Here is a 23,268-nt window from a genome sequence, read left to right as displayed (position 1 = left end):
GAAGCTCAATTTTAATAGATTCTGTAGTAAATACAGAATGACAAAAAAGTGAAATGGCAAACTTAAAAGAAATACGTAACAGAATTGCTTCGGTAGGATCCACGATGCAGATTACCAGTGCCATGAAAATGGTATCTGCTGCGAAGCTAAAAAAGGCACAGGATGCGATTACCGCTATGCGCCCATATTCAGAAAAACTATCTGAACTGCTTCAAAGCTTAAGTGCTTCTTTAGATGGAGATTCAGGAAGTAAATACTCAGACCAGCGCGCAGTGAATAAAGTGTTGGTGGTTGCAATTACCTCGAACCGTGGTTTGGCAGGAGCCTTTAATAGTAATATTATCAAGGAAGCAAGAACATTGGCCGCCGAAACATATTCCGGCAAGCAAGTAGATTTTATAACCCTTGGAAAAAAAGGGAATGACATCCTAAAGAAGTCGGGGACTATTATTGAAAATAACAATGCTATTTTCGATGAACTGAGTTTTGATACTACCTCCGGAATTGCTGAAAAACTGATGGATTTATACGCGAAAGGCGCGTATGATAAAATCTTTTTGGTCTATAACCACTTTAAAAATGCGGCTACTCAGTTAGTAATCACTGAACAGTTTTTGCCAATTCTTCCGCCAGAAGCTACAGAAGTTACAACTACAACCGATTATATTTTTGAACCTTCTAAACTTGAAATTGTTGAAGGCTTAATTCCGAAGAGTTTAAAAACACAATTGTTTAAAGCACTTCGTGATAGCGTTGCAAGTGAGCACGGTGCTCGAATGACAGCCATGCACAAGGCAACCGATAATGCAACCGAATTAAGAGATGAATTAAAATTACAATACAACAAAGCCCGTCAGGCTTCCATCACAAACGAAATCTTAGAGATTGTGGGTGGAGCCGAAGCCTTGGCAGGATAAACATAAGTAACCTACTTAGTACGAAAAAGCCTTCTGAAATCACAGAAGGCTTTTTTGTATCTTTATAGCAAGACTTTTGAAATAGATGTTTAAACAACGGCAAATGAATCAGCTAAAAACTATCCTTGGGCTATTGGGAGTATCAATTCTCCTTTTCAGTTTTTTTAACTGTGGCAACACCAAAATGACCGAATCGGGATACGCATTAACCGAAAATCCTCCTTTTACATTGGGAGAAGTTTATTTTCAGGAATGGATTGCCGGAACACCTCAAGGCGGTTCGGGGACCAATGTGCACATTACCTTCGAAAACTTTACCGAAGACATAGTGGTGCAGGATATCTATTTCAATAAAAAAGTGATAAAAGCTCAAAATTCTCCTCAATACCGCAAACAGTATGTGGGTTATTTTAAGAATGAAATGGCACAGGATTTAGTGATGGACAGTAATCCGGTTAAAGAAGCTCAAAACACACCTCCAAAAACATTTCCCTTTGCGTTAAAAGTTGATGAAGCGGTAGTTAGTTATTTGCATAAAGGTAAAACAGCCTATTATAAGATTTCAAATATGGAGCGAAAACCCTTGCTTGCTTATCCTGCCTCCAATCCGAATAAGGAGAATTAAATAAGTAACGCAAACCAATTGTAATTTCAATACTTTTGTTAGCAAAGCCAAAAGACATTGAGCGTCTTCAAAAAACTATTTAAACAAACTTTTATTTATGGTCTGGCCACGGTACTTCCGCGCGCACTGGCCATTTTTTTAGTTCCGTTATATGTTACCGTACTTGGAAAGGAACAATACGGAATTTACGCCTCCCTAATGGCTTTCCTCATTTTAGGAAATGTTGTGCTTTCGTATGGTATGGAGACAGCTTTTTTCCGCTTTATCAATAAAGACAAAAGTAAAAAGGCAATCGTGCAATCCACTGCACTTACGTCCTTAACAATTTCCACCTTACTTTTCTTGGGATTGTGCCTGCTGGTGAGAGAACCCATGGCAACTTTTCTCGAATTTAAGACCGAATATGTCACTTATGGCCTGCTTATTTTAGCCTTAGACGCTCTGGTTGTGTTGCCCTTTGTATGGTTTCGGGCAAACGAAAGACCCATGCGCTACGCCATTGTCAAGATATTTAATGTATTGGTGAATTTGGGATTTAATCTATTCTTTTTTCTGGTCTTACCGGGACTGGCAACCGGCAGTCCCGATTCGTTTTGGAGCACAATTTATTCCGAAGAAAACAATGTAGCCTATGTATTTATAGCGAATCTAATAGCAAGTGGAATTACATTATTGATTCTGTCACCACTTTATGTTAAAATCGGCTTCAAATTTAATACAGATGTTTGGAAACAAATGCTGAAATATGCCCTTCCCGTACTCATTGCAGGGATTGCCTTTTCAATTAATGAAGCATTCGATAAAATTTTGCTGAAATACCTGTTACCTTCAGATATCGCTGAAGCCGAAGTGGGAATTTACGCAGCCTGCTATAAATTGGGAGTGTTTATGACGCTTTTTGCAACGGCTTTCCGTTTGGGAATAGAGCCCTTCTTTTTTAATCATGCTCATAACGAGAATGCCAAACAAACCTATGCAACTATTACAAAATACTTCACTGTTTTCGGGTGCGTAATTTTACTATTTGTAATCGTATATATCGACGTTTTTAAACGTATCCTTATCCCGGAAAGTGACTTTTGGGAGGCCTTGGTGATTGTCCCCATAATTTTATTGGCCAATCTTTGCCTGGGTATTTATCATAATTTGTCGGTGTGGTATAAGGTTACCGATCGCACCAAATTTGGGGCTTACATTTCGGTAGTTGGGGCAATTATCACGTTGGCACTCAATTTTGCCTTAATACCTATTATAAGCTATAAAGGATCAGCCATCGCCACTTTAGCCGCCTATGGCACTATGATGGTACTTTCGTATTTCATTGGGCAAAAACACTATCCTGTGCCCTACAATCTAAAAAAAATAGGAGGCTTTTTAGTAGTCTCAATAAGTTTTTCGGCACTCTCTTTTTATGTTTTTGAAGGGAATTTAATGATAGGGACTACTTTATTATTGGTATTTTTGTTGCTCATTTATGTTGCTGAAAGGAAAGAGTTCTATAGAATACTTAGAAAATGAAAATTAAAATAATCAACAAGTCGGGACACGCATTACCTTCTTATGAAACAATCTATTCGGCAGGAATGGATTTACGCGCAAACGTTCCCGAGCCTTCTACCTTACAACCTTTGGAGCGCGCTATTGTAAAAACAGGTCTTTTTATTGAATTGCCAATAGGCTTTGAAGCGCAGGTAAGACCCAGAAGCGGCTTGGCAGCTAAAAAGGGAATTACGGTACTCAACGCTCCGGGAACCATCGATTCAGATTACCGTGGAGAAATTGGAGTAATCTTGGTCAACCTGTCAAACGAGCCGTTTACTATTGAAAATGGGGAGCGCATTGCCCAGTTGGTAATTGCAAAGCACGAACGGGCCGTCTGGGAAGAAGTAAACGAATTAGCAGAAACAACTCGTGGCGCCGGAGGTTTTGGCAGTACGGGAACAAAATAGAATGATAATTCAAAGAACAGCATGAAAATAATTGTCCCAATGGCAGGTCGCGGATCGCGTCTGCGCCCACATACCTTAACCGTTCCCAAACCGCTAATACCCGTAGCGGGAAAACCAATCGTGCATCGTTTGGTGGAAGATATTGCCGGAGTACTCAATGAACCAATCGACGAAATAGCCTTTATTTTAGGCGACCCTGCATTTTTTGGAGACGAGGTTGTGGAAAGTTTAAAAGCGCTTGCAATTGATTTAGGCGCAAAACCAACAATTTACTGGCAATTGGATCCAAAAGGAACAGGACACGCTATTATGTGCGCCGCACCTTCACTTTCGGGGCCGGCTGTAATTGCCTATGCCGATACTTTAATCCGTGCCGATTTCAATCTCGACAAGGATGCAGACAGTGTAATTTGGACCAAAGTTGTGGATAACCCCGAAGCCTACGGAGTTGTTAATCTCAATGAAAAGAACGAAATCACACAATTGGTTGAAAAACCTACCGAATTTGTGAGCAATCAGGCGGTGATAGGAATCTATTACTTCAAAGACGTCGCGGAATTAAAAAAAGAGCTTCAGTACGTGTTGGATAACAACATCATCAATGGCGGGGAATACCAGATTAACGACGGAATAAAACGAATGATGGCCGCAGGAAAGATCTTTAAAACCGGAACGGTAACCGAATGGATGGATTGCGGAAACAAAGAGGTCACAGTCGAAACTAATCGAAGAATGTTAGGTTTTTTAGCTGAAGCCAATGCACCTTTGATAGCTGCTTCGGTAAGTAACAGTAATTCGAAAATCATCCCTCCCTGCTTTATTGGAGAAGGTGTTGTTTTAAAAAATAGTACGGTGGGTCCGTATGTGTCTATCGGACAGGGCACAATTATTGAGGAAAGCAACGTTAAAAATAGTATAATCCAAACGAACTCGGTGGTGAAAAATGCTACCTTAGACAACGCAATGATTGGCAATAACGCTATTTTTGATGGGAATTTTACCAATGTGAGCATTGGGGATTATTCCGAATTGAAATAACCAAAAGTTCCCCCGAGCGCAGTCGAGGGGTCATAAAGCAAAGATAACTCTTAAATAGGTCTCGACTGCGCTCGACCGGACAAAGTACTTGAATTTCAGATGTATACATATCATACTGTTACTCTTCGGAATAATGCTCCTTCCGGAGCCTGTCTATGCGCAAGAAATTAAACCGGATGGGGTAGAAGAGCCCACAGACGATTTGGGAAATGTTAGTGATGCCTTTCAGGAAAACTTTTTTGAAGCTTTAAAGCAAAAAGGAATTGAAAATTACGAATTGGCCGTCGATGCCCTAAAGAAAGCCGAAAAAGCAGCTAAGGGTGATTCAAAACAGGAGGCAGTAATCTATTTTGAAATGGGTAAAAACCTTACCTATTTAAAAAAATACGACGAGGCCGAAGAAAGCTTTCTGAAAGTCCTTCAAACCGAAGTAGATCGGTTGGATGTATTGGAGGCCTTGTACGATCTCTATTATCAAAAAAGAGATTACGAAGCTGCAATCCCATTGCTCGAAAAATTGATAAAAATTGACGACGACTATAAAGAGGATTTGGCCAATGTGTATTTACGCACAAAACAATACGACAAGGCAATTCAGATGTTAGATGAGCTCGATGAAACCTGGGGCGAAAGTGATTATAGGGATGCTTTGCGTACCCAAATTTATAAGGAAACAGGGAATGCTTCAGGACAAATAGAAAAACTGGAAGACAAAATCGATTCAAAATCTAAAAACGAGAAGGATTATTTAAATCTTATCTTTTTATATAGTGATCAAGGGGATTCACAAAAGGCGTATGAAACAGCACAAGAATTACTAACTAGTTTCCCGAAATCTGAATTGGTCCATTTGGCACTCTACAAATACTATCTGGAAGACTCAAAATTACAGGAGGCTATCAATTCAATGAAAAAAGTGTTTGCTTCAACCCAAGTAGACAGTGACAGTAAATACAGAGTTCTGGGTGACTTTATGCAATTTGTAAAATCAAACCCCGAATTTGAAAAAGATCTGGATGAGGTAGTGGCCATATTTTCAACAGAAAATAACGGAAAAGTATACGAGCAGTTGGGGGACTTCTATATTTCAAAAGGCATGAAAGAGGAAGCCTTAAAATTTTATGAGAAAGGGATAGTGAAAGATGGGGACAATTTCAGTCTGCTGAAAAACACCCTTTTACTGCAAATAGACTTTAAAAAATATACCGAAGCTGTCCAGTTAAGTTCTAATGGAATTGAAATCTTTCCGTCTCAACCCATGCTGTATTTAATCAATGGGGTTGCCAATATCGGACTTCAAAAGTGGGATGATGCCATTGAAAGTATGGAGACCGGAGTGGATTATTTATTCGAAGCCCCGGTTATGGAAAAGGATTTTTACGAACAATTGGGGATTGCCTACACCCAAAAAGGAGACACGAAAAGAGCAAACGATTATATTAAAAAAGCTTCAGAAATTAAACCCCCCAATCACCCCTAAGATGCACAAACTTCTTTATTTATTATTTTTAGTAGTTGTCCTGTCATCTTGTGGAGGGACTAAAGGAATTACCGGTTCCAATAAGGCCGACAAATCGTTTTCGGCAAAAAAAATTACAGAAAGTCACGCAGCGGCCTCTCCCAACTTTTCGACCTTGGCGGGGCGGTTACAAGTAGTGTACGAGGACAACAACAAACTGCAAAGCATCACCGTAAGCCTTCGAATGGAGAAGGATAAAATTATTTGGGTGAAAGCTTCTCTGTTGGGAATTACCATTGCCAAAGTGTTAATTACCCCGGACAGAGTGAGTTATTACGAAACCATTGGAAGCACCTATTTCGATGGGGATTTTTCACTGTTAAGTGAATGGCTGGGAACCGATATAGACTTCGAAAAAGCACAAGCCATTCTACTGGGACAGTCTATGTTCAATTTAAATACAATGGACTATACGGTGAAAGTTGCTCAAAATCAATACCAGCTTTCTCCAAAGCAACAGCCGCAGAATTTTATTCACTACCTGTTCTTGAATCCGGAGAATTTTAAAGTAGTTTCAGGCTCGTTATCACAACCCAATGACAGCCGTCTTTTATCGATTCGATACCGTGATTACCAAAAAATTGACGGGGGTTTTTATCCTTCAGACATTTTAATAAATGCCTCGGAAAAGGAGTCTACCACGAAGATCGAATTAAATTATAAAAAGATTGAACTCAATGTTTCGGTAAGTTTTCCGTTTACTATTCCTGAAGGATATGAAGAAATTCAATTATAACCTATGAAAATGTTTCGTCTTTTTTGTTTTCTGGTTTTCAGTTTCATCACAGTAAATTCGGTACTGGCGCAACCTAACAAGCAGCGTGAGCTGGAAGACAAGCGCCAATCCATCCTTTCAGAAATAAAACAAATTAACTCACTTCTTTTTAAAACACAGGGGCGTAAAAAATCTATTCTTACCGATGTCGAAGATTTAAACTACCGTATTTCAGCAAGAGAGAATCTAATTAAAATTACCAATCAGCAGGCAAATTTGTTAACTCGTGAGATGAATGACAATCGCAAGAAAATAGACGAACTAAAAGCCGAGCTAAAGACGTTGAAGGAAGATTATGCGGCCATGATTAACAAGTCGTATAAAAGTAAATCGCAACAAAGCAGGGTAATGTTTTTATTGTCTGCCGAAAATTTTCTGCAGGCCTACAAGCGTTTGCAGTATATGAAACAATACGCAAAACACCGGAAGGAACAAGGGGAAAGCATCAAATCGAAAACAAATTTACTGGAAGTACTCAATAAGGATCTGGCTGTTCAAAAAAGTAAAAAACAGGAACTTATTGAGGAAAATAGAATAGCAAAGATAAAATTAACCGATGAGAAGAAAGACCAGCAGGAACTTGTTGCTTCTTTAAAGAAGGAGGAAGGGAAGTTCTCGGCTCAGATACGGGACAAGCAAAAAGAAGCCGATGCTATTGACCGTCAAATTGATGCGTTGATTAAAGAAGCCATTGCAAAATCGAATGCTACAACCAATGAGACGAAGGCTGTAAAAACTTCTTCCGAAGCTTTCGCACTTACTACCGAGGCCAAGGCCCTGGCTGCAAGTTTTACCAACAATAAGGGGAAATTACCCTGGCCGGTAGAAAAAGGAGTGGTGATAAAACACTATGGGAAACAACAACATCCGCAATTGTCGAACGTGACCACATTTAATAGCGGTGTTGAAATCGCCACCGAAGCCAACGCCAGAGCCCGCGCTGTGTTTAATGGAGAAGTACTGGAAATTCAGCAATTAAAGGGCGCCAACAAAGCTGTTTATATTCAGCATGGTAGCTATATCACGGTGTATAACAATTTGGTGAATATCACGGTTAAAAAAGGCGACAAGGTATCGACCAAACAGGAAATTGGCACCATTTATTCCAATCCAACTACGGGAAAGACAATTTTAAAATTCCTTCTTTACCAAAACACGAATAGAATGAATCCGGCCGACTGGATTTTTAGCATGTAAAAATTACCGAAACTTTTTATTGAAGTACTTATTCGAAAAGTGCCTTAAGTTCGGTTGCATCTTTGGCCTGCATTTTTCCTGCAAGCACCAAACTCAGTTGTTTTCTTCGTAAAGCGGCTTCAAAACGGGCCTTTTCCTGAGGAGTTTCAGGAATTAATTCGGGTACAGGAACAGGATTGCCCATTTCGTTAACCGCGACAAAGGTGTAAATCGCTTCGTTGGCTTTGCTGCGCAGCCCACTTTCACGATCTTCAATCCAAACATCCATATACACCTCCATAGAGCTTTTAAAGGCTCTGGAGACATGTGCTTCGACGGTAACAACACTTCCCAAGGGAATCATCTTATTAAACGCAACGTGATTCACCGAAGCGGTTACCACTATTCTACGACTATGACGTCTCGCCGCGATACTTGCTGCACGATCCATACGGGCTAATAATTCGCCTCCAAACATATTACCAATAGGATTGGTTTCGCTGGGAAGCACTAAATCGGTGATGACTGTTCTGGACTCTGCTGGAGTTCTGGATATCATTGCAACTATTTTTTGCAAAGGTACGCAGTATTCTATGGAAAGTTGAAATGTTTTTTCTGAAATACAGGGGAATCTTAGTCGTTCATATCCTGAACTAACAACCATGCATCCACATTTTCGGTACGCTTAATGGTGTGAAGAGTTTGCAAAGCTTCCAGACGGTTTTCATGACTGCTGTAGATAACCTGATGCAAGCCGTATCTGTTTATCCCAATAAGTCTGGGAGAGTATCCTTTTTCAATAAGCTGTGCGACTTTTGTTTGTGCGTTTTCCTCCACTCTAAAGGCTCCGGCGATAATATGGTACTTTCCGGTTCGTTTGGGTAGGGTAATATTTAAGGAAGGCAACGGATTCTCAAGTACAAATGTCGCTTCCTGAATTTGATTTTCAACCAGCGTATTTGCCTTTTGTTTTTCTACAAAATTGTGCTTCTGCACATTCCCTTCGTATAGTTTCATGCCTACAAATCCGCTTAACGCGATGGCAATAAGTCCGATGGCAGCATATTTTAAATAAGGTAGTGCAGTGCGTCTTTCAGGCGTAAACAATAATGGGGCTTTCTCTTCAAGAGCGGCTACGGTTTCTTTGTATACTTCACGGTTAATTGAGCGAGAAACATACGAACTCAATCCAAAGGATGCTGTACTGAAGTTGGCCGAAGGCGCAGGAACAAATTGTACAGACTGCTCTTTATTCAGAAAGAATTCGCCAATACGCAGCAAAGTTACTGTCTCTCCTTCCGAAAGCTGCAAAGATAGCGTCCCCGTAAAGTTTCTTATTTGCTGAAGCGCAATCTCATAACTGGAATTTTCTACCGAAGCCACATAATTGGCCAACAATCCGTCGTTGGTTTGTAATTGTCTGTTAAAGGAAAGTGTTTTTCCCGGCGGATAAAAAGTATGTGTTTCCGGATCGATTTTTGCCGACTGATATTGTGTTAAAAACGCGCCGAAACCCGGAATAATAACACACTCGTAGCGGTATAATAAATCGTTTATGTAGGTAGCCAATTGCATTAAAACAAACTTATAAGTTTTTTAAGTTTCATTCAATTTTAAAGATACGAACTTATTAACAACCTAAAAAATTTGTATTTTTAACCACTCCCCGGTTTCATTGAAACCACTATGCTTTCCAAAAACGAATTACGATATACCCTTGCCCTACAGCGCGTTCCTAATCTTGGAGATACTTCAGCCAAGAAATTATTGCAACATATTGGTTCTGCCGAAGGGATTTTTAAAGAGAAAAGGAAAAATCTACTAAAAATAGACGGGATTGGAGCGTTTAAACTGAAAGACCTTTCAGAAAAAAGATTGCTCGATGAAGCCGAAGAGGAACTCTCTTTTATTGAAGCCAATAATCTCTCAGTGAGTTATTTTCTGGATAAAAGCTATCCCGAAAGATTGAAACATTGTCTCGACGGACCTATTCTTTTTTTTCATTCAGGAAATATCGATTTACAGAAAAAACATATGCTAAGCATTGTAGGAACACGCAACGTGACCTCCTATGGCAAAATGGTTTGTGAAAAATTAATTGAAGAATTAGCCCCTTTGCAACCCGTAATTGTTTCGGGATTTGCATATGGAGTGGATATTGTAGCACATAAAGCCGCCATGAAAAATAATCTACAGACCATTGGATGTTTGGCACACGGATTCAATCAAATATATCCGAAAACGCATGCTAAATATGTAGCGGGAATGAAGGATAACGGCGGATTTATATCTGAATTCTGGAGTAGCGATGCTTTTGATAGAAATAATTTTTTAAAGCGCAACCGCATTATTGCCGGTCTAAGCGAGGCTACGATTGTAATTGAATCTGCCGAAAAAGGGGGGAGTCTGGTCACTGCTGATATTGCCAATTCGTACCATCGAGATGTTTTTGCAATTCCCGGCAAGACGACCGATACCCAGAGTGAAGGATGTAATAATTTAATAAAGGCGCAAAAGGCACACCTGCTAACTCGGGCAGCGGATGTACCCTATATTTTAGGATGGGAACTGGAAGAAAGGATGCAGAAGCCTCAGCAAATACAGCTTTTTGTTGAACTAACCGAGGAAGAAAAAATAGTTTTCGATTTTTTAAAAACCACTGAGAAAGAATTATTAGACACTATTGCATTGCAATGCAAGTTTCCTACCCACAAAACGGCTTCAATTTTACTGAACATGGAACTGAAAGGCGTGGTACGACCATTACCGGGAAAACTGTTTCAACTTATTTAATACCCTAACTTCGTTCTCACTCTTTGCAGCACAGCATCGGCTACTTTTGCGGCTTTTGCAGCACCAATTTCCAAAGCGCTGTCGATTTCCGATAGGTTTGCCATATAATGGTTATACCGTTTGCGTTCTTCAGCAAAGCGGGTAGTAATCAATTCGAACAAAGCCTGCTTGGCATGCCCAAAACCATAACCTCCACCTTCGTAGTTCTTCCTCATTTCCGAAATTTCTTCAGAAGATGCCAATAACGAATACAATGCGAACACATTGCAGGTGTCGGGATTTTTAGGTTCTTCCAGAGGTGTACTATCTGTTTCGATAGTAAGTACTTGCTTCCGAAGTTGTTTGTCGGGCAAAAAGATATTGATGATGTTATTTTTCGACTTACTCATTTTCGCGCCATCCGTTCCGGGGATAAGCATTGTATTTTCCTGCACTTTGCCTTCGGGCATTACAAACACTTCTCCCATCTGGGCGTGAAACCTCGAAGCAACATCACGCGTCATTTCTATATGCTGCAATTGATCTTTACCTACCGGAACAATTTCGGCATCGTACAACAAAATATCTGCAGCCATTAACATTGGATAACTAAACAATCCCGAATTCACATCTTCCAAACGATCTGCCTTATCCTTAAAAGAATGTGCCAAGGTTAAGCGTTGGTAAGGAAAGAAACAACTAAGATACCAGGTTAGTTCGGTCGTTTGAGGCACATCACTTTGGCGATAAAATACCGTTTTATTTATGTCGAGCCCAAAAGCAAGCCATGCAGCGGCCGTGCTATAGGTATTGGCACGAAGCGTGGCCGAATCTTTAATTTGGGTTAATGAATGCATGTTGGCAATAAACAAAAACGATTCATTTTTTGGGTTATTGGCCATTTCGATGGCAGGAATAATGGCGCCTAGTAAATTGCCTAGGTGTGGTGTGCCAGTACTTTGTATACCTGTAAGAATTCTCGACATAATCTGTAAAATTGTGCAATTAGAAGTTGAGAATCTTCAGTTAGTTTACTAATCTGAAATGCTGAAGTGTCAACTTTAAATTATTGGCAAAGTTACTTTTTTTACTGTATTCCTAGAGTTCAAATCACTATTTTTGACCCTTGATGAATATACTGCGTTACATTCTTAGTTTCCTCTACCGTATTTGGTTTTATATTTTATTGACAGTCCCTATCATTGTGTTATTTCCCATCCTTTTTATTAGCATCCTTCGGGAAGAATGGTATCCGCTATTTTTTAGGTTGGCACGCCTCTGGGCGACTATTATTTTATTCGGAATGGGTTTTGTTCCGGTGATATACAGGGAAGTAACCTACAACAAGAACGAAAGCTACCTGTTTGTTTCCAATCATACATCCATGACCGATATAATGCTCATGCTGTATCTTACCCGAAACCCTTTTGTTTTTGTGGGGAAGAAGGAATTGGAAAGGATACCCTTGTTCGGGTTTTTTTACAAGCGTACCTGTATCATGGTGGATCGTGGCAGCCCCAAAAGCAGGATGGAAGTTTTCAGGCAAGCGCAAAGGAAGTTGAGTCAGGGACTAAGTGTTTGTATTTTTCCGGAAGGTGGTGTTCCCGAGGATGAAGATGTTATATTGGATTTGTTTAAAGACGGGGCATTTCGGCTTGCCATAGAACATGCTATTCCCATAGCACCCATGACCTTTTTCGATAATAAAAAGAGACTTCCTTATAATTTTGCTTCGGTAAGTGCAGGACCAGGAAGGTTGCGGGTACGCTTGCATCCTCTAATTTCAACCAAAACTTTACAGCCGGAAGACAGGAAGGCGTTAAAAATGGAAACCCGGGAAATAATTTTGGAAGCGTTACAGCATCCTGTAAAATAAAAAAACCGTTCTATGGCGAAGAACGGTTTTTTCTGTCATCATTGTTTGGTATTTCCAAACCTAACCAACTAAAAAACTAACCTAAAACTTAAAACTCAAACCGCTATAAATCCCCACATAGTAGGGTTTAAAGTTTACAGACGAATCTGTATACGGATTAAGCTGGTATTTAAACATAGGTTCAATATTAAACTTCAGTTTTTTACTAATTTTATAATCGAAGCCAAGACCAACATTTGTTGTAAAACTCACAGATGATAAATTGTTGGCTTCCCCCAACGTATCATTAAAGTCACCTGCCGTTACCGAAACTTCATTATTTCCTAAAAACAAGGTGCTGAATCCTCCAATTAGATTAATGCCAAATTTATTGGTAAGCACGGCATATTTTAATTCTAATGGGATTTCGTAATAACTTATATTTTGTATTAACTCCACTTCTCCACTGGTCGATTTTGGAGTGATAGAACTAAAAGGATCGTTAGGATTTTGCATAGAGCTAAGTGTGCCTTTGTCAACAGCGGTTATAACAGTCTCTTTGCTTCCATAATCAACAGACTTCAACGCGACATTGACAGGAGCTGTTCCCAATTCCAATCCACCGGTAGCATAACTAAGATCTACGTTACTCACACCACTTCTAATACTAAGACGATCATTCACATTGTAACTTATTTGAACCCCGTAACTAAAGTTCACATCTCCACTCTTGGTATTGTCCGAAAAAGAAGGATCTATAGATGAGCCTTGCCCAAGACTGTTGTAATAAACAGGGGCAAAATTAGGAGCCACATCCCATCGATTTTCAGGTTTGTTGTTCGCTGTAGCAACTACAGCCTCTTCATTCTTCTCGTTGATAGCGTCTAAAAGGGAGCGCTTTTTCGCCTCCTCTTCCTTGGTAAGTAAAGTGTTTTCGGTATTTTGTGTATCCGAATTAATTTCTTTTTTAGTTTCGGTTTCCGTGGCCACCACTACTTTGGTGGTTTCCTCGATTCCCACTTCTTTTTTAATAAGATCGTTGTTCTTTTTTAAAGCGTCCTTTTCAAGTTTTGCAGCCTCTTTTACTGAATTTGTTTCAGAATTAGTAGTGGCAGCAACTGCATCTTTTTGGGTGTTAACACCTGCCGAAGTTTTGTTGTCGACATTGGTTGCCTTGTCATTTTTAATTTTTGAAGCTTTTTCTGAAGTGTTTTCAACCGCGATTGCATTCTTTGATGCTTTCGCCTTTTTAAGAACAACATCTTTTGCGTTTTGAGTGTTTACATTGTTGATTTCTGAAGCCGCTTCTGAAGTGTCGTCCGTGGTGGTAGGATTTTCAATTTCTTCAGAAGCAACGTCAGACTTATTAATATAATCATGAATAAGCGGGTCCTTTTGTGTGTTAGTATCCACCGGAAGGGTTGTGTCATTTTCTTCCGTAGTAATAGCATCGGTAGTCGTAAAAGGGTTAAAAAAAGTAGAACCGATTGTGAAAAGTAATGCTATAAGCGCAGCAACACCACCCAATTTCCACCAAAGTGGAATCACCTTTCGGTCTTCCTTCTCTTCCTGTAATTTTGCCTGAATTTGATTCCAGACATGTGGAGATGGGGAAGCCTCAAAGTTTTTGAAGCGGTCTTTAAAAAGCTCGTCTATGTGCTTTTTGTCTTTCATTGTGCGTCTTACTAAGACAGGTATTTACGTTATCTATTTTTAAGCTTGCTGTTGTACACTGTAATCTTTTGTTGCAATATTCCTCGTGCTCTTGCCAGATTCGATTTAGACGTTCCATCAGAAATTCCTAACATTTCGGCTATTTCTTTATGTGAATAATCGTCCAAAACATACATTGAAAATACCAATCGATACCGGTCCGGGAGTTCCTGAATTATCTTCAGTAAAAAATCCAACGGAACACCATGGTCTTCAATGTCTTCCTCTGCATCTTCAATCTGCTCTTCGTTTGTGATGTCAAATACACGTTGTTTTCGGTATTTTTGAAGCACCGTATTAACGGTAATTCGTTTCATCCAGCCTTCAAAAGAACCCTTGTCTTTAAACTGCTCAATTTTTTTAAAAATTGTAAGAAAGGAATCCTGTAGATTATCTTCGGCTTCTGCATGATTCGGTGAATATCTAAGGCAAATAGAAAATAAAGTACCCGAATAACGTGTGTACAATTCTCCTTGTGCCTTAGCATTCTGCTTCTTACATTGTAATATGAGCTCGTCTAAAGTCAAATGCAGTCCCAAAATTATTATTAATTACACTGTTTGAGCGGGCAACCATAACAATTTAGGGGTCTACGTTAAGTAGATACCTGAGTAGTAAAAGGGTTGCGTGGGTATCTGAAAATTATTGGTTTAGGGCTGTAATGGCTTCCTTGATTTTTTGTTCGAGTTCGTCCATCAATTCGGGATTATCCAGTAAAAGTGTTTTTACGGCATCACGCCCTTGTCCAAGTTTAGTATCGTCGTAACTAAACCAGGAACCACTCTTTTTAATGATTTCAAAATCTACTCCAAGATCTATAATCTCGCCTACCTTGGAAATTCCCTCTCCATACATAATATCAAATTCGGCTGTTTTAAAAGGAGGAGCTACTTTGTTTTTTACCACCTTCACCCGGGTTTTATTGCCCTTTACATTGCTATCTGTATCTTTAATTTGCGTAGAACGACGAATGTCTAATCGCACCGAAGCATAAAATTTTAAGGCGTTTCCACCTGTGGTAGTTTCAGGATTTCCAAACATCACACCAATTTTTTCACGTAATTGGTTGATAAATATCACGGTACAATTCGTCTTGCTGATAGATCCGGTTAATTTTCGAAGTGCCTGTGACATAAGTCTGGCATGCAACCCCATCTTACTATCTCCCATTTCACCTTCTATCTCACTTTTAGGAGTCAATGCCGCAACCGAATCGATTACAATTATATCTATGGCGCCACTTCGAATCAAGTTATCGGTAATTTCGAGCGCTTGCTCCCCGTTATCGGGTTGTGAGATGATGAGGTTTTCTATGTCTACTCCCAGTTTTTCAGCATAATATCTGTCAAAGGCGTGTTCTGCATCTATAAACGCTGCAATGCCACCCTTTTTTTGCGCTTCTGCAATGGCGTGCAAGGTTAAAGTAGTCTTCCCTGAAGATTCCGGACCGTAAATTTCAACAACTCTTCCTCTGGGATATCCTCCAACTCCTAAGGCCACATCCAACCCTAATGATCCTGTTGGGATTATTTCCACTTCCTGCACGGCCTTGTCGCCCATTTTCATCACGGCACCTTTTCCGTAAGTTTTATCCAATTTATCTAAAGTGAGCTTTAAAGCCTTTAGTTTTGCGTCTTTTTCGTTACTCATGAATTCAAAAATTATGTTGAAAAATGTATCTGGCTAAGGTACTATTTCTTTGTGTTTACCCCAAAGGGAAAAACCCCGGGAAATAGTTTTTTGTTAACAGTGTAGCTAAGAAAGGCCTTCTTCATTTTTTGAATTTCAGATGTAATGCTCCATCTGGAAAGAGTTGAGCCACATAAGAGCTTCGAAGTACATTTTAAAAGCAACAAATTCATTTTACTGTCGCGATTCTAGAATTTCGTTTAATGTTTCTAGTAGGACACTGTGATAATTCGTTATTCCCAGCCCTTCTTTTTTGTCAACATGCCTAAAAATGGTACTTTTGCAACTCGAATTTATAGTAACATCTTTTTCACTCAAAAAAAGTATAGCATGCAACTGTACAACACTTTAAGTGCAAAAGAGAGGGAAGCTTTATTGGAAGCTGCCGGTGAGGACCGACTTACCCTTTCTTTTTATCAATACGCCAAAATTGGCAATCCCGAACTTTTTAGAAATCATTTGTTTGTCGCTTGGAACGAGATGGAAGTGCTCGGCCGAATTTACGTGGCGCACGAAGGCATTAACGCACAACTTTCTGTTCCTGCAAAAAAGTTTGGTGTTTTTAAGGCATTTTTGGACGGAGTTTATTTTTTGGAGAATGTCCGACTAAATATCGCGATCGAACACGATTTAAAATCGTTTTTAAAGCTGAAAGTAAAAGTACGCAACAAAATTGTCGCCGATGGTTTGAACGATGAAACATTCGATGTGCGAAACAAAGGTATACATGTAGACGCCGAAACTTTTAATAACCTTATTGAAGACCCCGATACGGTTTTGGTCGATATGCGCAATCATTACGAAAGCGAAATTGGCCATTTTAAAGGCGCCATTACTCCCGATGTGGATACATTTCGGGATTCGTTGGACATCATTGAAGCAGATCTTAAGGACCACAAAGCAGATAAAAAACTGGTGATGTATTGTACCGGAGGAATCCGTTGCGAAAAGGCCAGTGCTTACTATAAGCACAAAGGCTTTCAGCAGGTGTACCAGCTGGAAGGCGGCATCATAGAATATGCCAGACAGGTGACTTCCAAAGGCCTGGAGAACAAGTTTATCGGTAAAAATTTTGTGTTCGATCATCGCAGAGGTGAACGAATTACCGATGCCGTAATAGCAAGTTGTCACCAATGTGGAGCCCCTTGCGACACTCATGTTAATTGTGCTAACGAAGCCTGTCACCTATTGTTTATTCAATGTGAAGCCTGTGCGGCAAAAATGGAGAGTTGTTGTTCTTCAGACTGTCAGGAAATTATTCAATTGCCGTATGAGGAACAAAAAAAACTACGACAGGGCATTCCAAACAGTAATAAAATATTTAAAAAAGGGCGTTCCGAAAAACTAAAGTTCAAAAAATAGGCGATAGTTTCAGAGGGATCGTGAAAATTCAGAATTCAGAATTCAGAATTCAGAATTAATATAGGTATCTTTACCTCTTAAGACAAGGTTTAATCTACGTCTCTTTTTCAATGGAAAAAGAGCTTTATATACAATAATATGGGCTGTACAAGCTGTGCCACAGGTACCAACGGTCAGCCAAAGGGATGCAAGAACAATGGGACTTGCGGAACGGACGGCTGTAACAAATTAACGGTATTCGATTGGCTATCCAATATGTCACTTCCCGGAAATCAGGAGCCTTTCAATGCGGTTGAGGTGCGTTTTAAGAACGGAAGAAAACACTTTTATCAGAATCCTGAAAAAATCTCCTTGAGTATTGGAGACATAGTTGCCACCGAAGCCGAAAGCGGTCACGATATAGGAATAATTACTTTAACCGGAGAGCTGGTGCGGGTTCAAATGAAGAAGAAAAAGGAACCCCTGGCCGTAGAGGCACTTCCAAAGATTTACAGAAAAGCTTCTCAACGAGATATCGATGTTTGGCAGAAAGTGCGGGACCGAGAAGCCGACGTTCAAAAACAATCCCGTGAAATCGCAATCCGACTTGGACTACAAATGAAAATTTCGGATGTAGAGTTTCAAGGAGACGCTTCAAAGGTGATTTTTTATTACACAGCCGAAGAGCGCGTAGATTTCAGACAATTAATAAAAGATTTTGCCCGTGCTTTCAATACGCGAATTGAAATGAAACAGGTTGGATTTCGTCAGGAAGCAGCCCGATTGGGTGGTATTGGCTCTTGTGGCCGCGAATTGTGTTGTTCTACCTGGTTGACCGATTTCAGGTCGGTGAATACTTCGGCCGCACGATTTCAGCAGCTGTCTTTGAATCCGCAAAAATTAGCGGGACAATGCGGAAAATTAAAATGCTGCCTTAATTATGAATTAGACACCTATTTGGAGGCATTGGATGAATTTCCGAAAAGCGATGTAAAGCTATTTACCGAAAAAGGAGCCGCTGTTTGTCAGAAATCGGATATTTTTAAAAGAATGCTTTGGTATGCCTACGAAAAAGAAGGAATGCACTGGCATCCTATGGATTTAGAAAAGGTAAACGAAATTATAGCGCTTAACAAAAAAGGCAAGAAAGTAGCAAGTTTGGAAGAATTTGTTGTTGAGATAGAGCAAAAAGAAGAGGAAATTTTCAGCAATGTGGTGGGTCAGGACAGTTTAACGCGTTTCGATAAACCAAAAGGCAGCCGCAACACAAACAGAAACAAAAAAAGAAATAAAAAACGCACCCCTAAAAAGAATGCATAAAATTGTTTTCTTAGTCTTAATTTTCCTCGTGGTTTCGTGCACATCCGATACGATTGTGAGTGAAACACAGCCGTTACCGGGGTATTGGGAAAAGGACAAAACTGTCGAATTCTCCATTCCGCAGCTGGATTCACTAAAAAAGTACAATGTTTTTTTACACCTGCGAAATACCAATGAGTATCCGTATAACAATCTTTTTTTAATTGTTTCCATGCAATTCCCTCAGGGAAAAACGCTGGTTGATACTTTGGAATACCGAATGGCAACTCCGGACGGCACATGGCTGGGCGAAGGAATAGGCAGTGTAAAGGAGAACAAACTTTGGTATAAGGAAAAGGTGTCTTTTTTTGAAGAAGGAAATTATAACATAACTATAACACATGCGGTTCGCAATAACGGTGATGTTGAAGGCGTTACCCAATTAGACGGGATAACAGACGTAGGATACAGTATAGAAGAAGCACTGCAACAGTAAGGTATTATGGCAAAAAAACAAGTACGAAAAACAAAAGCCCCTCAAAATGATGAGCGTCGAAATGTTCGATTGTTTTGGAAGATATTGGGAGGCATTGTAGGCTTTATCTTTTTGATATTTATATTGGCATCCTGGGGAGTCTTTGGAAGCCTTCCCGATGAAACCAGTCTGGAAAATCCTGAAAAAAATCTTGCTACCGAAATCATTGCTTCCGATGGAAAAGTGATAGGTAAATTTTATCAGGAAAACAGAACCCCGGTACAGTACGAAGAATTACCGGATCATTTAATAAAAGCATTAATTGCCACCGAGGATGTTCGGTTTTATGATCATTCGGGAATAGATGCCAAAGGTACCGTGAGAGCCTTCGTTTTTTTAGGAGCTAAAGGTGGGGCCAGCACCATTTCACAACAGTTGGCAAAACTGTTTTTTACCGAACAAGTTTCTCGAAATAAACTGTCCAGAGCCACTCAGAAAATAAAAGAATGGATTATCGCGACTCGTTTGGAACGGCGCTATACCAAGGAAGAAATCATTACCATGTATTTTAACGAATACGATTTCTTAAATCAGGCGGTTGGAATTGAGTCGGCAGCCAATATCTATTTCGACAAGGCTCCTTCCGAATTAACCACGGTTGAATCTGCCGTTTTGGTAGGAATGTTTAAAAACTCATCACTTTATAATCCGCGTCGTAATCCTGAAGGAGTGCGCAACCGAAGAAATGTAGTCCTGGCACAAATGGCCAAATACGATTTTATTTCCGAGACGGTGAAGGATTCATTACAAGCCCTTCCACTCAATATAAAATATACGCCGCAAGGACATGATGAAGGTTTGGCGACCTATTTCAGGGAATATGCAAGAGCCTTTATGGCCGATTGGATAAAGGCAAATCCGAAGACCGACGGATCTAAATACGATATCTACAGCGACGGATTGAAAGTCTACACCACAATCGATTCAAAAATGCAGGAATACGCCGAACAAGCTGTAGACATGCATATTTCACATCTTCAGAAAGAATTCAACAAACAAAACGAAAAGAATAAAACAGCACCTTTTCGTGACATAACAGAACAAGAAACAGACGATATCCTAAAAAATTCCATGCGCCGTAGTGACCGCTGGAAAGAGTTGGAAAAGCAAGGGAAAAGCGAGGCAGAAATTGTAAAAAGTTTCAGCAAAAAAACAGCCATGACCATTTTTGCATGGGGCGGAGATAAGGATACCATCATGACTCCCTTGGATTCTATTCGCTATTACAAATCCTTTTTACAGGCTTCTTTAATGTCTATGACTCCGCAAACCGGAGAAGTAAAGGCCTGGGTGGGAGGAATTAATTACAAGCACTTTAAATACGACATGGTGAAAAAGGGCAAGCGCCAAATTGGCTCTACCTTCAAGCCTTTTGTTTATGCCACGGTGATAGATCAGATGCATATGTCGCCATGCGACACACTGCCTAACACACAATGGACTATTCCGGCCGGAAAATACGGTTTAATTAAACCGTGGACTCCCAAAAATGCCGGAGGAGGTTATGGCGGTATGGTCACTTTAAAAAATGCGCTGGCGAATTCCATCAACACAGTAACGGCGAGACTTATAGATCGAGTAGGCCCCAGGCCGGTAATCGATTTGGTCAAAAAGATGGGGGTAGACACCAAAGAAATGCCCGAAGCACCTTCGATAGCCTTGGGAACTCCCGATGTATCTTTATATGAAATGGTGGGAGCCTACAGTACTTTCGCCAATGAAGGAGTTTTTGTAAAGCCCACTTTGATTACGCGAATTGAGGATAAAAACGGAACGGTATTGTTTCAGAACGTACCCGAAACCAAAGATGTAATCAGTAACGAAACGGCATATGTTACGGTAAGTTTAATGGAGGGTGTTACCCAGAGTGGATCGGGACAACGACTTCGTCATACATGGGCAGTTGGAAATGCTGCTTACAAGAATGCCGTAACCGGATATCCATACGCTTTCGAAAATCCAATTGCCGGAAAGACCGGTACCACCCAAAACAATAGTGACGGATGGTTTATGGGAATGGTTCCCAATTTGGTGACCGGAGTATGGGTAGGAGGAGAAGACAGAGCGGTTCATTTTAATTCTACTACCTACGGACAAGGAGCCACTATGGCATTGCCAATTTGGGCTATTTATATGCGAAAATGCTACGAAAACGAAGAATTAGGCATTTCGAAAGGAAGCTTTAAACGCCCGGCGAATTTATCAATTGTCACCAATTGTGCCGAATATAGAGAAGGGAATTCAGATGTGGAAGGCATTCCGGATGAGTTCGATTTTTAAAATAACAATATAAATTAGACCCGAAGTTTCCTTCGGGTTTTTTATAAAAGGAAGTGTGCTTCGGAAGTATTTCTAACGCAATTTCAGTATTTTTATAACTTCAAATAAAAAACATAACACAACACTTCATTCTTTTACCTTGAGGTGATTTCAGAAATAAAAAATATGATTAATAAAACTGTTTTAAATGTTTCCGAAGCCTGCAAAGGTGTAAAAGACGGGATGACATTTATGTTAGGCGGCTTCGGTTTAAGCGGGATACCCGAAAACTCTATTGCCGAACTGGTCCGACTCAATGTAAAAGGAGTTACCTGTATTTCCAATAATGCGGGTGTGGATAATTTTGGATTGGGACAATTGCTTCAGAAGCATCAAATAAAGAAAATGATCTCTTCCTATGTAGGTGAAAACGCCGAATTTGAGCGTCAGATGCTAAGTGGCGAGTTGGAAGTTGAATTGATTCCGCAAGGAACGTTGGCACAACGATGTCTGGCCGCCCAAAGTGGAATTCCTGCTTTTTACACTCCTGCCGGATATGGTACCGAAGTGGCCGAAGGCAAGGAATCCCGTGAGTTTAACGGAAAGATGCATATAATGGAAAAGGCGTTTAAAGCCGATTTTGCCTTTGTAAAAGCATGGAAGGGTGATGCGGCCGGGAATCTGATATTTAAAGGAACTGCCCGGAATTTTAACCCCAATATGTGCGGTGCAGCAGCTATCACCGTTGCCGAAGTAGAAGAATTGGTTCCGGTGGGTTCTTTAGATCCCAATCAGATTCATATCCCGGGGATTTTTGTACAACGCATTTTTAAAGGGGAAGCCTACGAAAAAAGAATCGAGCAATTAACCGTAAGAAAGAGAAACTGATGAGTTTGACAAAAGAACAAATAGCGAAACGCATCGCAAAGGAAGTAAAGGACGGATATTATGTGAATCTCGGAATTGGAATACCAACGCTGGTCGCCAATTTTGTACGCAGTGATATTGAAGTGGAGTTTCAAAGTGAGAATGGAATACTAGGGATGGGACCCTTTCCTTTTGAAGGTGAAGAAGACCCCGATTTGATCAATGCCGGGAAGCAAACCATTACTGCACTTCCGGGAGCTTCTTTCTTCGATTCGGCCACCAGCTTTTCAATGATACGCGGGCAACATGTGGATCTTACCATTTTAGGCGCCATGGAAGTATCGCAAAACGGCGATATCGCTAACTGGAAGATTCCGGGGAAAATGGTAAAGGGCATGGGAGGCGCCATGGATCTTGTAGCTTCGGCTGAAAATATTATTGTCGCCATGATGCACACCAACAGGGAAGGTGAATCTAAAGTGCTTAAAAATTGCAGTTTGCCCCTTACCGGAGTGAATTGTGTAAAGAAGGTGGTTACCAATTTGGCTGTATTGGAAGTGGTAAACGGAAGCTTTAAATTACTGGAAAGAGCTCCTGGAATATCTGTGGAACAAATTCAAAACGCGACAGAAGGAAACCTGATAGTTGAAGGTGAAATTCCCGAAATGGCATTATAAAACAAAACATTTTATATAGGAACCAATGTTTTCACATTGGTTTTTTTATGCAAAAAAAGTAGGAAAATACAGCATAGTATATTTGAAATGTTAAAAAATCACGCATTACATCGAAATAAAATGCTTTTTAACGTGATTATCAAGATAAGTTCACATATTAGCAGTCCCAAATGTAACCAACTTAACCTACTATGCAAACGGTATTAAAATCTATAAAAAGTACAATGCGTCTTTTGAAGAATGTATTGTACGTTGCGAAGAA

At 40.1% G+C, this 23,268-nt stretch carries 22 protein-coding genes; 16 read left to right on the top strand and 6 right to left on the bottom strand.

What is annotated here, in order from left to right; all coding sequences use genetic code 11:
• Positions 1-53 precede the first annotated feature (53 nt).
• The 8 genes from atpG (at position 54) to ATE92_RS05030 (ending at position 8,020) form a co-directional block, all read left to right on the top strand.
• Positions 54-917, top strand: a complete 864-nt coding sequence (gene atpG, locus ATE92_RS05065; protein WP_100802672.1) for an ATP synthase F1 subunit gamma — start codon at positions 54-56, stop codon at positions 915-917.
• 103 nt (positions 918-1,020) lie between these two features.
• Positions 1,021-1,542, top strand: a complete 522-nt coding sequence (locus tag ATE92_RS05060) for a hypothetical protein (RefSeq protein WP_157809563.1) — start codon at positions 1,021-1,023, stop codon at positions 1,540-1,542.
• 57 nt (positions 1,543-1,599) lie between these two features.
• Positions 1,600-3,060, top strand: a complete 1,461-nt coding sequence (locus tag ATE92_RS05055; RefSeq protein ID WP_100802670.1) for a lipopolysaccharide biosynthesis protein — start codon at positions 1,600-1,602, stop codon at positions 3,058-3,060.
• The gene (dut, locus tag ATE92_RS05050; protein ID WP_100802669.1) at positions 3,057-3,491 is read left to right on the top strand and encodes a dUTP diphosphatase; all 435 of its coding nucleotides are present in this window, start codon (positions 3,057-3,059) and stop codon (positions 3,489-3,491) included. The genes ATE92_RS05055 and dut overlap by 4 nt, the downstream gene beginning before the upstream one ends.
• A gap of 21 nt (positions 3,492-3,512) precedes the next feature.
• Complete coding sequence (locus ATE92_RS05045; protein ID WP_100802668.1) at positions 3,513-4,529, top strand: sugar nucleotidyltransferase; 1,017 nt, start codon at positions 3,513-3,515, stop codon at positions 4,527-4,529.
• A gap of 133 nt (positions 4,530-4,662) precedes the next feature.
• A complete protein-coding gene (locus ATE92_RS05040) occupies positions 4,663-6,009 on the top strand; it encodes a tetratricopeptide repeat protein (RefSeq protein WP_100802667.1) in 1,347 nt (448 codons plus the stop codon).
• A gap of 1 nt (position 6,010) precedes the next feature.
• The gene (locus tag ATE92_RS05035; protein WP_157809562.1) at positions 6,011-6,784 is read left to right on the top strand and encodes a DUF4292 domain-containing protein; all 774 of its coding nucleotides are present in this window, start codon (positions 6,011-6,013) and stop codon (positions 6,782-6,784) included.
• Positions 6,785-6,793: 9 nt separating this feature from the next.
• A complete protein-coding gene (locus ATE92_RS05030) occupies positions 6,794-8,020 on the top strand; it encodes a murein hydrolase activator EnvC (RefSeq protein ID WP_369819682.1) in 1,227 nt (408 codons plus the stop codon).
• A 28-nt stretch (positions 8,021-8,048) separates the two neighbouring features.
• On the opposite strand, the gene ATE92_RS05025 is transcribed toward ATE92_RS05030, so the two are convergent.
• Positions 8,049-8,558, bottom strand: coding sequence for an acyl-CoA thioesterase (locus tag ATE92_RS05025; protein ID WP_100802664.1), 510 nt, complete (start codon positions 8,556-8,558; stop codon positions 8,049-8,051).
• 74 nt (positions 8,559-8,632) lie between these two features.
• Positions 8,633-9,574: an SPOR domain-containing protein gene (locus tag ATE92_RS05020; protein ID WP_100802663.1), complete on the bottom strand. Its 942-nt coding sequence runs from the start codon at positions 9,572-9,574 to the stop codon at positions 8,633-8,635.
• A 111-nt stretch (positions 9,575-9,685) separates the two neighbouring features.
• Between ATE92_RS05020 and dprA the strand changes: the two genes are divergently transcribed.
• Entirely contained in the window at positions 9,686-10,792 is a 1,107-nt protein-coding gene (gene dprA / locus ATE92_RS05015) for a DNA-processing protein DprA (protein WP_100802662.1), read from the top strand.
• Here dprA and trpS read toward each other — a convergent pair.
• Complete coding sequence (gene trpS, locus ATE92_RS05010; RefSeq protein ID WP_100802661.1) at positions 10,789-11,757, bottom strand: tryptophan--tRNA ligase; 969 nt, start codon at positions 11,755-11,757, stop codon at positions 10,789-10,791. The genes dprA and trpS overlap by 4 nt on opposite strands.
• A 143-nt stretch (positions 11,758-11,900) precedes the next feature.
• Here trpS and ATE92_RS05005 point away from each other — a divergent pair, with 143 nt between their 5' ends.
• On the top strand, positions 11,901-12,647 hold the full coding sequence (locus ATE92_RS05005) for a 1-acyl-sn-glycerol-3-phosphate acyltransferase (RefSeq protein ID WP_100802660.1): 747 nt from the start codon (positions 11,901-11,903) through the stop codon (positions 12,645-12,647).
• Positions 12,648-12,728: 81 nt separating this feature from the next.
• On the opposite strand, the gene ATE92_RS05000 is transcribed toward ATE92_RS05005, so the two are convergent.
• The 3 genes from ATE92_RS05000 to recA all read right to left on the bottom strand — a co-directional run bounded on the left by ATE92_RS05000 (position 12,729) and on the right by recA (position 15,989).
• Positions 12,729-14,300, bottom strand: a complete 1,572-nt coding sequence (locus tag ATE92_RS05000; RefSeq protein ID WP_100802659.1) for an outer membrane beta-barrel protein — start codon at positions 14,298-14,300, stop codon at positions 12,729-12,731.
• A 29-nt stretch (positions 14,301-14,329) separates the two neighbouring features.
• Positions 14,330-14,866 carry an RNA polymerase sigma factor gene (locus ATE92_RS04995; RefSeq protein WP_100802658.1) on the bottom strand — a complete coding sequence of 179 codons (537 nt, stop codon included), beginning with the start codon at positions 14,864-14,866 and terminating at the stop codon, positions 14,330-14,332.
• Between the two features lie 115 nt (positions 14,867-14,981).
• Entirely contained in the window at positions 14,982-15,989 is a 1,008-nt protein-coding gene (recA, locus tag ATE92_RS04990) for a recombinase RecA (RefSeq protein WP_100802657.1), read from the bottom strand.
• Positions 15,990-16,358: 369 nt separating this feature from the next.
• Here recA and ATE92_RS04985 point away from each other — a divergent pair, with 369 nt between their 5' ends.
• The 6 genes from ATE92_RS04985 to ATE92_RS04960 all read left to right on the top strand — a co-directional run bounded on the left by ATE92_RS04985 (position 16,359) and on the right by ATE92_RS04960 (position 23,006).
• Positions 16,359-17,390, top strand: coding sequence for a rhodanese-related sulfurtransferase (locus tag ATE92_RS04985; RefSeq protein WP_100804358.1), 1,032 nt, complete (start codon positions 16,359-16,361; stop codon positions 17,388-17,390).
• 138 nt (positions 17,391-17,528) lie between these two features.
• Positions 17,529-18,689, top strand: coding sequence for a regulatory iron-sulfur-containing complex subunit RicT (locus tag ATE92_RS04980; RefSeq protein WP_100802656.1), 1,161 nt, complete (start codon positions 17,529-17,531; stop codon positions 18,687-18,689).
• Positions 18,682-19,164, top strand: a complete 483-nt coding sequence (locus ATE92_RS04975; RefSeq protein ID WP_100802655.1) for a gliding motility lipoprotein GldH — start codon at positions 18,682-18,684, stop codon at positions 19,162-19,164. Before ATE92_RS04980 ends, ATE92_RS04975 begins: the two co-directional genes overlap by 8 nt.
• Before the next feature lie 6 nt (positions 19,165-19,170).
• On the top strand, positions 19,171-21,483 hold the full coding sequence (locus ATE92_RS04970) for a penicillin-binding protein 1A (RefSeq protein ID WP_100802654.1): 2,313 nt from the start codon (positions 19,171-19,173) through the stop codon (positions 21,481-21,483).
• 165 nt (positions 21,484-21,648) lie between these two features.
• Entirely contained in the window at positions 21,649-22,350 is a 702-nt protein-coding gene (locus ATE92_RS04965; RefSeq protein ID WP_100802653.1) for a CoA transferase subunit A, read from the top strand.
• The gene (locus tag ATE92_RS04960) at positions 22,350-23,006 is read left to right on the top strand and encodes a CoA transferase subunit B (RefSeq protein ID WP_100802652.1); all 657 of its coding nucleotides are present in this window, start codon (positions 22,350-22,352) and stop codon (positions 23,004-23,006) included. Before ATE92_RS04965 ends, ATE92_RS04960 begins: the two co-directional genes overlap by 1 nt.
• The last annotated feature ends 262 nt before the right edge of the window (positions 23,007-23,268 follow it).

Source organism: Ulvibacter sp. MAR_2010_11, assembly GCF_002813135.1.
In the GTDB taxonomy this organism is placed as follows: Bacteria; Bacteroidota; Bacteroidia; order Flavobacteriales; family Flavobacteriaceae; genus Altibacter.
Note: the sequence above shows the minus strand (reverse complement) of the source record. Positions and strands in the feature narration are given on the sequence as shown.

Excerpts from the sequence above, each read along its gene's own strand:
- dprA (WP_100802662.1), top strand. The coding sequence starts at position 9,686 with ATGCTTTCCAAAAACGAATTACGATATACCCTTGCCCTACAGCGCGTT.
- ATE92_RS05025 (WP_100802664.1), bottom strand. The coding sequence starts at position 8,558 with ATGATATCCAGAACTCCAGCAGAGTCCAGAACAGTCATCACCGATTTA.
- ATE92_RS05030 (WP_369819682.1), top strand. The coding sequence starts at position 6,794 with ATGTTTCGTCTTTTTTGTTTTCTGGTTTTCAGTTTCATCACAGTAAAT.
- ATE92_RS05060 (WP_157809563.1), top strand. The coding sequence starts at position 1,021 with ATGAATCAGCTAAAAACTATCCTTGGGCTATTGGGAGTATCAATTCTC.
- ATE92_RS04985 (WP_100804358.1), top strand. The coding sequence starts at position 16,359 with ATGCAACTGTACAACACTTTAAGTGCAAAAGAGAGGGAAGCTTTATTG.
- ATE92_RS05045 (WP_100802668.1), top strand. The coding sequence starts at position 3,513 with ATGAAAATAATTGTCCCAATGGCAGGTCGCGGATCGCGTCTGCGCCCA.
- ATE92_RS04975 (WP_100802655.1), top strand. The coding sequence starts at position 18,682 with ATGCATAAAATTGTTTTCTTAGTCTTAATTTTCCTCGTGGTTTCGTGC.
- ATE92_RS04965 (WP_100802653.1), top strand. The coding sequence starts at position 21,649 with ATGATTAATAAAACTGTTTTAAATGTTTCCGAAGCCTGCAAAGGTGTA.
- dut (WP_100802669.1), top strand. The coding sequence starts at position 3,057 with ATGAAAATTAAAATAATCAACAAGTCGGGACACGCATTACCTTCTTAT.
- ATE92_RS04970 (WP_100802654.1), top strand. The coding sequence starts at position 19,171 with ATGGCAAAAAAACAAGTACGAAAAACAAAAGCCCCTCAAAATGATGAG.
- recA (WP_100802657.1), bottom strand. The coding sequence starts at position 15,989 with ATGAGTAACGAAAAAGACGCAAAACTAAAGGCTTTAAAGCTCACTTTA.
- trpS (WP_100802661.1), bottom strand. The coding sequence starts at position 11,757 with ATGTCGAGAATTCTTACAGGTATACAAAGTACTGGCACACCACACCTA.
- atpG (WP_100802672.1), top strand. The coding sequence starts at position 54 with ATGGCAAACTTAAAAGAAATACGTAACAGAATTGCTTCGGTAGGATCC.
- ATE92_RS04980 (WP_100802656.1), top strand. The coding sequence starts at position 17,529 with ATGGGCTGTACAAGCTGTGCCACAGGTACCAACGGTCAGCCAAAGGGA.
- ATE92_RS04960 (WP_100802652.1), top strand. The coding sequence starts at position 22,350 with ATGAGTTTGACAAAAGAACAAATAGCGAAACGCATCGCAAAGGAAGTA.
- ATE92_RS05000 (WP_100802659.1), bottom strand. The coding sequence starts at position 14,300 with ATGAAAGACAAAAAGCACATAGACGAGCTTTTTAAAGACCGCTTCAAA.
- ATE92_RS05005 (WP_100802660.1), top strand. The coding sequence starts at position 11,901 with ATGAATATACTGCGTTACATTCTTAGTTTCCTCTACCGTATTTGGTTT.
- ATE92_RS05020 (WP_100802663.1), bottom strand. The coding sequence starts at position 9,574 with ATGCAATTGGCTACCTACATAAACGATTTATTATACCGCTACGAGTGT.
- ATE92_RS05035 (WP_157809562.1), top strand. The coding sequence starts at position 6,011 with ATGCACAAACTTCTTTATTTATTATTTTTAGTAGTTGTCCTGTCATCT.
- ATE92_RS05040 (WP_100802667.1), top strand. The coding sequence starts at position 4,663 with ATGCTCCTTCCGGAGCCTGTCTATGCGCAAGAAATTAAACCGGATGGG.